Annotated in this window: 9 protein-coding genes; 3 read left to right on the forward strand and 6 right to left on the reverse strand. The window is 72.8% G+C overall.

Translation table 11 applies throughout. The features are described from left to right. The first annotated feature begins 14 nt into the window (after positions 1-14). Positions 15-212, forward strand: a complete 198-nt coding sequence (locus G5C65_RS29650) for an antitoxin (RefSeq protein ID WP_165302130.1) — start codon at positions 15-17, stop codon at positions 210-212. Between the two features lie 45 nt (positions 213-257). Here G5C65_RS29650 and G5C65_RS29655 read toward each other — a convergent pair whose 3' ends face one another. The 3 genes from G5C65_RS29655 to G5C65_RS29665 all read right to left on the reverse strand — a co-directional run bounded on the left by G5C65_RS29655 (position 258) and on the right by G5C65_RS29665 (position 2,788). Further along, entirely contained in the window at positions 258-830 is a 573-nt protein-coding gene (locus tag G5C65_RS29655) for a TIGR03086 family metal-binding protein (protein ID WP_165302131.1), read from the reverse strand. Between the two features lie 14 nt (positions 831-844). Continuing rightward, positions 845-1,615, reverse strand: a complete 771-nt coding sequence (mltG, locus tag G5C65_RS29660; RefSeq protein ID WP_241266151.1) for an endolytic transglycosylase MltG — start codon at positions 1,613-1,615, stop codon at positions 845-847. Between the two features lie 126 nt (positions 1,616-1,741). After that, complete coding sequence (locus G5C65_RS29665) at positions 1,742-2,788, reverse strand: zinc-binding dehydrogenase (RefSeq protein ID WP_165302132.1); 1,047 nt, start codon at positions 2,786-2,788, stop codon at positions 1,742-1,744. 126 nt (positions 2,789-2,914) lie between these two features. Between G5C65_RS29665 and G5C65_RS29670 the strand changes: the two genes are divergently transcribed. Then, positions 2,915-3,577: a pentapeptide repeat-containing protein gene (locus G5C65_RS29670; protein WP_241266152.1), complete on the forward strand. Its 663-nt coding sequence runs from the start codon at positions 2,915-2,917 to the stop codon at positions 3,575-3,577. A 48-nt stretch (positions 3,578-3,625) separates the two neighbouring features. Here G5C65_RS29670 and G5C65_RS29675 read toward each other — a convergent pair whose 3' ends face one another. The 3 genes from G5C65_RS29675 to G5C65_RS29685 form a co-directional block, all read right to left on the reverse strand. Next, positions 3,626-3,904, reverse strand: a complete 279-nt coding sequence (locus G5C65_RS29675; RefSeq protein ID WP_165302133.1) for a DUF2630 family protein — start codon at positions 3,902-3,904, stop codon at positions 3,626-3,628. Positions 3,905-4,046: 142 nt separating this feature from the next. After that, the gene (locus tag G5C65_RS29680; RefSeq protein WP_165302134.1) at positions 4,047-4,544 is read right to left on the reverse strand and encodes a hypothetical protein; all 498 of its coding nucleotides are present in this window, start codon (positions 4,542-4,544) and stop codon (positions 4,047-4,049) included. A 145-nt stretch (positions 4,545-4,689) separates the two neighbouring features. Next, the gene (locus G5C65_RS29685; RefSeq protein WP_165302135.1) at positions 4,690-5,265 is read right to left on the reverse strand and encodes a TerD family protein; all 576 of its coding nucleotides are present in this window, start codon (positions 5,263-5,265) and stop codon (positions 4,690-4,692) included. A gap of 174 nt (positions 5,266-5,439) precedes the next feature. Between G5C65_RS29685 and arfB the strand changes: the two genes are divergently transcribed. Further along, positions 5,440-5,852 (forward strand): alternative ribosome rescue aminoacyl-tRNA hydrolase ArfB (gene arfB / locus G5C65_RS29690; protein ID WP_165302136.1); only part of this gene is annotated, 413 nt, incomplete at its 3' end.

Below are 5,852 nucleotides of genomic sequence, written 5' to 3' on the forward strand. Positions count from 1 at the left end.
GCTAGGAGGCCGGAATGTCTGTCATGGACAAGCTCAAGGACATGCTCAAGGGGCGCGAGGACACCGCGGACCAGGGCACCGACAAGGCCGCGGACGCTGTCGACGAGAAGACGCAGGGGAAGTTCAGCGACCAGGTCGACGCCGCCCAGGACAAGATCAAGGAGCAGACGGGCGGCACGGACCAGGGCAGGGAGGGGCCGGACCAGGAGTGACCCCGGACACGGCTCGTACGTTCAGGACCGCAGGCCCTGGCGTGCTCAGGACGGCCGCGGGTCGCGGCCGAGGAGTGCCAGGAGGCGGGAGTGCCAGTCCGGGGCGCCGGGGAGCGGGACCGGCGCGTCGAAGAGGCCCGGCTGGCCGGTGTCGGTGACGTAGGGCTGGGCCTGGGCGTGGAGAGCCTGGGCCAGCTCCTCGGGCAGGCGGACGTCCGCGCCGATGCCCTGGGCGAGGTCCCAGGCGTGCACCGCCAGGTCCGTCGTCATCTGCCAGGCGTACATCGGGGCGGGGATGCGTCCGTCCGTGACGTGTACCTCGCCCTCCAGCGCGCCGGGCGCGTGGAAGGCCGGGCGGGAAGCGGCGGAGGCGCGCTCCCAGGCCGCGATCGGGGCGCCGTCCGTGACGTCGCCGTCGTAGCGGTCGCCGACCTGGGCGAGGGTCTCCTTGCGGAGCAGGTGCGGGGCCCACAGGTGTTCGCTGACGAGGTGGTTGACGAGGTCCTTCGCCGACCAGCCGGCGCACGCGGTGGGGGCGGCCCACTGGTCGTCCCGTACGGTGCGCACCGTGCTGTCGAAGGTGTCGAAGGCCGTGTCGAAGGCAGTCAGGACGTTCATGGGGCCAGCCTGCCTCACTGGTTCCGCTGGTTCTCGTTGAATTCGGCGACCCACTTCTTGTGCTGCTCGTAGTCGTCCGTGAAGCGGGTGTCGCCCGGTCCGACGGTGACGAAGTAGAGCCAGTCGCCCGGGGGCGGGTCAGCGGCGGCTCGGCGTGCGTGCAGGCCCGGGGTGTTGATGGGGCTCGGGGGGAGGCCCTTGTGGCGGTACGTGTTGTACGGGGAGTTGATGCGGGTGTCCTCGATGGTGGTGTTCAGAGTGGACCGCTTCAGGGCGTAGTTGATGGTGGAGTCCATCTGGAGCGGCATGCCCTGGGCGCGGCGGTTGGCGACGACGCGGGCCACCTTCCCCATGTCCTCGGGTGTGTCCGCCTCCGCCTGCGCGATGCTGGCGACGGTGACGGTCGAGTAGCGTGTGATGCCGTCGCGGGCCAGGCGCTTGTCGGCGGTGTTCACCATGGCGGTGAGCAGCGAGGTGGGGGTTCTGTCCTCAAGGGAGTACGTCGCGGAGGCGAGGTAGCCCTCGGGGTTGCCCTTGGCCTCGGCGGGGAGCTTGAGTACGCCCTTCTTCGCGGCCCGCTCGGCGGCCCGTTCGGTGGTCCCCTCGGGCTTGTCCAGGGCCCGGTCGACCGCGTCGTAGACCTGGGCAGCCCGCCAGCCCTCCGGGATCTCCAGGGTCCGGTTCTCCTCCCCGTGCCGCTTGAGCAGCAGCACCAGGGCCGCGGTGACGGCCAAGGCGCACACCAGGGCCACCCCGACGAGCCATAGCTTACGCATCGTGGTCATGACGGAACGGTAGAGGGAACCGGGCCCGCTTGTCCGACCGGCCGGAGCTTGTGGCCGTTTCCCGGCCCGATGTCCCCTTGACCCGGTCACGGGAGAGGTCCGCGGGAGCGTCGTCGCGGGCTGCCGTCAGGGGACGAGGACCACCTTGCCCGTGCTCGCCCGGGTCTCCAGGGCCCGGTGCGCGGCGCCCGCCTCGGCGAGCGGGAAGGTGGTCACGAGCGGCGTGAGGGCACCGCTGGCGGCCTGTGCGAGCGACTCCTCCTCCAGCTCCCGCTTGTGCTGCCGGACGAGCGCTCCGGGCAGCGGCTGGACGGTGATGCCACGGGCGCGCAGCTCGTCCTCGGAGAGCTCCTCGGCGCCCCCGTCCGTGCCTCCGTTCGTGCCCCCGTCCGTGCCTTCGCCTCCGACTCCGCCTCCGCTGCCGGACAGCAGGACCTGCGCGCCGCCGTACGCGAAGTGCGTGCTGCCGGGTGCGAGCAGGCCGAGCGCCGTACGGGCGAGGCTGCCGCCCGTGCTGTCGAACAGCTGGTTGACCGGGCGCTCGCCGCCCAGTTCGGCGCGGATCCGGTCGGCCCAGCCGTCCTGCCGGTAGTCGACCGCCATATCGACGCCGAGGTCGCGGACGAGCGCCGTCTTGGCCGTGCCGCCCGCCGCGCCGACGACGAAGGCGCCGCGATGCTTGGCGTACTGCGCGAGCAGCGCCCCCATGCCGCCCGCGGCCGCGAGGACGAGCACGGTGTCCGCGGGCCCGATCCGCGCGTCGCGCAGGACGGCCATCACCGTACGGCCCGTGCCGATCATGGCGACGGCGGCGGGTGCGGAGACCTGGTCGGGCACGGGGTGCAGCGCGTCGGCGTCGGCGACGGCGAGACTCGCGTAGCCGCCGGGCGCCATCCCCAGATGGACGGTGACGCGGCGGCCGAGCCAGCCGGCGTCGGTGCCCTCGCCGAGCGCTTCGACGGTGCCGGCGACCTCGCGGCCGGGGATGACGGGCAGCTCGGGGAGGGGCAGCGGGCCGTCCTCGCGGCCCGCGCGGAACAGCGTGTCGATCAGGTGGACGCCTGCGGCCTCGACGGCGATCCGCACCTGGCCGGGGCCCGGCACGGGGTCGGGGACCTGCTCGTACGTCAGGTTCTCGGCGGGACCGAAGGTGTGCAGGCGGGCGGCGTACATGGGTGCTCCTTGTTCGGGGTGCTGGGGGTGCTGAGGGCTGCTCCGGAGTCTGCAACTTCAAGAGAAGTTCAAGTCAAGGGGGCGTTGCCAGCGGCGTTGTCAGTGCCCGGGTGCACCATGAGGGGCATGGCGAAGTCACCGATGCGCGAGGCGCGGCGCCCCCAGCTCAGCCTGCCCGAGCTGCGGCCGTACGCGGGGGAGGGGCTGGCGCCCGACGGGGACTACGACGGTCTGGCCTTCGACGGTCTGGACCTGGCAGGCGAGGACGGCTCGGGCGCCACGTTCCTCGACTGCCGCCTCGCGCGCTGCGGGCTGGACGGGACCGTGCTCGGCGGCGCCCGGCTGATCGACTCGGTGCTGGAGGAGGTCCGGGGCGTCGGCATACGGCTGGCGGGCGCCGAGTTGCGGGATGTGGAGGTGCGGGACGCGCGGCTGGGCGGGGTGCAGCTGCACGGGGCGCGGCTGAGCCGGGTGCTGGTGCGGGGCGGAAAGGTGGAGTTCCTGAACGCCCGTCAGGCGCGGTTGACGGATGTGGTGTTCGAGGGGTGTGTGCTGGTGGAGCCGGATTTCGGCGGGGCGGTGCTGGAGCGGGTGGCGTTTCGGGACTGTGCGCTGCGCAGGGCGGAGCTGGGGCAGGTCACGCTGAAGGACGTGGATCTGCGCGGGGCGACGGAGCTGGAGATTGCGACGGGCGTGGACCGGCTGGCGGGCGCGGTGATCACCCCGTCCCAGCTGCTGGACCTGGCGCCGGCGCTCGCGGCGCAGCTCGGAGTGCGGGTGGCAGCGTGACGGGGGGCTCGGGAGGAGGCCGGCAAGCGGCGTCGGCGCCGGCTCCGCCTACGACAGATAGCCCTCCACCTCCGTGGCGGGGCGGACCGTCGCCTCGGCCGGGTTCTCGCCGAACTCGCGCTTGGCGCGCCGCTGCCGCAGCAGGTCCCAGCACTGGTCCAGTTCGCGCTCCAGGCCCGCGAGCGCCGCGCGCTCCTCCTCGGAGGTCACGTTGCCCTCGGCGAGCTGCTCGCGCAGCCGGTGCTCGTCGGCCACGAGCTGTGTGACGCGGGCGAGGATCTCGCCCTCGGCCCGCCGTTCGCGCTGTTCCTCGGGGGGTCGGCCCATGACTGCCTCCTGGAGCCGCTGTCCGGTGTGTCCCGGCACCTTCCAGCGTAGGGAGGGCGCTGCCGGGGCGCGACGCGGGCGTGCCCGGTGACGCCCGGGGCCTCGGTGACATCCAGGGCCCCGGTCACGCCCGGGGTCCCGGTCACACTCGGGGGTAGCGCGCGGCCAGGTCCCAGACGGCGGGGTTGGCGTCCAGGCCCTCGTGCAGGTCGGTGAGGTCCGCGAGCAGATCGCGCAGGAAGTCGCGGGCCTCCCGGCGCAGCTCGGTGTGCGGGACGGTGAGCGGGGGCGTGCCCGCCGGAGACCAGTCGGCGGTGATCTCCACCCAGCCGAAGCGCCGGGTGAAGCGCAGCCGCTCGGTCGACTCCGTGAAGTCCAGCTCGGCGTGGTGCGGGCCGGGTGAGCGGGCGCCGCGCGGATCGCGGTCCAACTGCTCCGCCAGGGCGCAGAGCGCCCAGCCGAAGTCCAGGACCGGGACCCAGCCCCAGGCCGTGGCGAGCTCGTCGTCGGAGCGCGTCTCGGCGAGGTAGACGTCGCCGCAGAACAGGTCGTGGCGCAGGGCGTGGACGTCCGCGGTGCGGTAGTCCGTCTGCGGGGGGTCCGGGAAGCGGCGGGAGAGCGCGTAGCCGATGTCGAGCACGGGCTCGATGGTGCCACGCGCGGGAGGGGGCCGGACGGCCGAGGCGCGGGGTGCTCCGCCGGGCGCACCACCCCGCCCCGGTCGGCCCCGGCCGGCCCCGGCCGCCCCTGCGACGGGTCGGCAGGGGCGGCCGGACGCCGGAGTGTCAGACGCTGACGCCGAAGTCCTGCGCGATGCCGGTGAGGCCCGCGGCGTAGCCCTGGCCGACGGCGCGGAACTTCCACTCCTCGCCGTTCCGGTACATCTCGCCGAAGACCATGGCGGTCTCGGTGGCTGCGTCCTCGCTCAGGTCGTAGCGGGCGATCTCGGACTCGTCCGCCTGGTTGATGATGCGGATGAACGCGTTCCGCACCTGGCCGAAGTTCTGGCTGCGGGACTCCGCGTCGTAGATGGAGACCGGGAAGACGATCTTGTCGATCTCGGCGGGCAGGCCCGCGAGATTGATCTTGATCTGCTCGTCGTCGCCCTCGCCCTCGCCCGTGACGTTGTCACCGGTGTGGACGATGGACTGGTCCGGCGTCGCCTTGTTGTTGAAGAAGATGAAGTGCTGGTCCGAGTAGACCTTGCCTTCGCCGTTCACCGCGATGGCGCTCGCGTCGAGGTCGAAGTCGGTGCCGGTGGTGGTGCGGACGTCCCAGCCAAGGCCGACCGTGACGGCACTCAGGCCCGGTGCCTCCTTGGTGAGCGAGACGTTGCCGCCTTTGGACAGGCTTACAGCCATGGGAGTGCCCTTCTCTTCCAGTCGTGGTTCCGGTACGTGGTCCGGTCCGTACACCCTGCACAACGCAGCCGGGGGAGGGGCGGGTTCCAGGTTTCTTTGCCTTCTTTACGCGGCCCGTGCGACCAGCGGGAAATCGAGGTGACGGGACGCCCGGTGAGCCCGGATCATAGATACATGTCCGGTCCCTACCGCATCCGCGGTTCCGTCTTCCTTCCGGAGTCCGAACTGGTGTGGCGTTTCATGCGCTCGTCGGGCCCGGGTGGTCAGCATGTCAACACCAGCGACAGCCAGGCCGAGTTGCGGTTCGACCTCGCGCGGACCGAGGCGCTGCCGCCGGTGTGGAAGCGGCGCGCGCTGGAGCGGCTCGCCGGGCGGCTGACGGGCGACGGCGTGCTGGTCGTACGGGCCGCCGAGCACCGGTCCCAGTGGCGGAACCGGGAGACGGCGGGCGTCCGGATGGCCGCGCTGCTCGCCGAGGCCACGGCGCCGCCCCCGCCCGCCCGCCGGAAGCGGAAGCTGCCGCGGGCCCTGAACGAGCGGCGGCTGCGGGAGAAGAAGCGGCGCGGCGAGGTGAAGCGGGGCCGCTC

This window comes from Streptomyces boncukensis, assembly GCF_011045075.1.
GTDB lineage: Bacteria > Actinomycetota > Actinomycetes > Streptomycetales > Streptomycetaceae > Streptomyces > Streptomyces boncukensis.

Excerpts from the sequence above, each read along its gene's own strand:
- G5C65_RS29670 (WP_241266152.1), top strand. The coding sequence starts at position 2,915 with ATGGCGAAGTCACCGATGCGCGAGGCGCGGCGCCCCCAGCTCAGCCTG.
- mltG (WP_241266151.1), bottom strand. The coding sequence starts at position 1,615 with ATGACCACGATGCGTAAGCTATGGCTCGTCGGGGTGGCCCTGGTGTGC.
- G5C65_RS29655 (WP_165302131.1), bottom strand. The coding sequence starts at position 830 with ATGAACGTCCTGACTGCCTTCGACACGGCCTTCGACACCTTCGACAGC.
- G5C65_RS29665 (WP_165302132.1), bottom strand. The coding sequence starts at position 2,788 with ATGTACGCCGCCCGCCTGCACACCTTCGGTCCCGCCGAGAACCTGACG.
- G5C65_RS29685 (WP_165302135.1), bottom strand. The coding sequence starts at position 5,265 with ATGGCTGTAAGCCTGTCCAAAGGCGGCAACGTCTCGCTCACCAAGGAG.
- G5C65_RS29675 (WP_165302133.1), bottom strand. The coding sequence starts at position 3,904 with ATGGGCCGACCCCCCGAGGAACAGCGCGAACGGCGGGCCGAGGGCGAG.
- G5C65_RS29650 (WP_165302130.1), top strand. The coding sequence starts at position 15 with ATGTCTGTCATGGACAAGCTCAAGGACATGCTCAAGGGGCGCGAGGAC.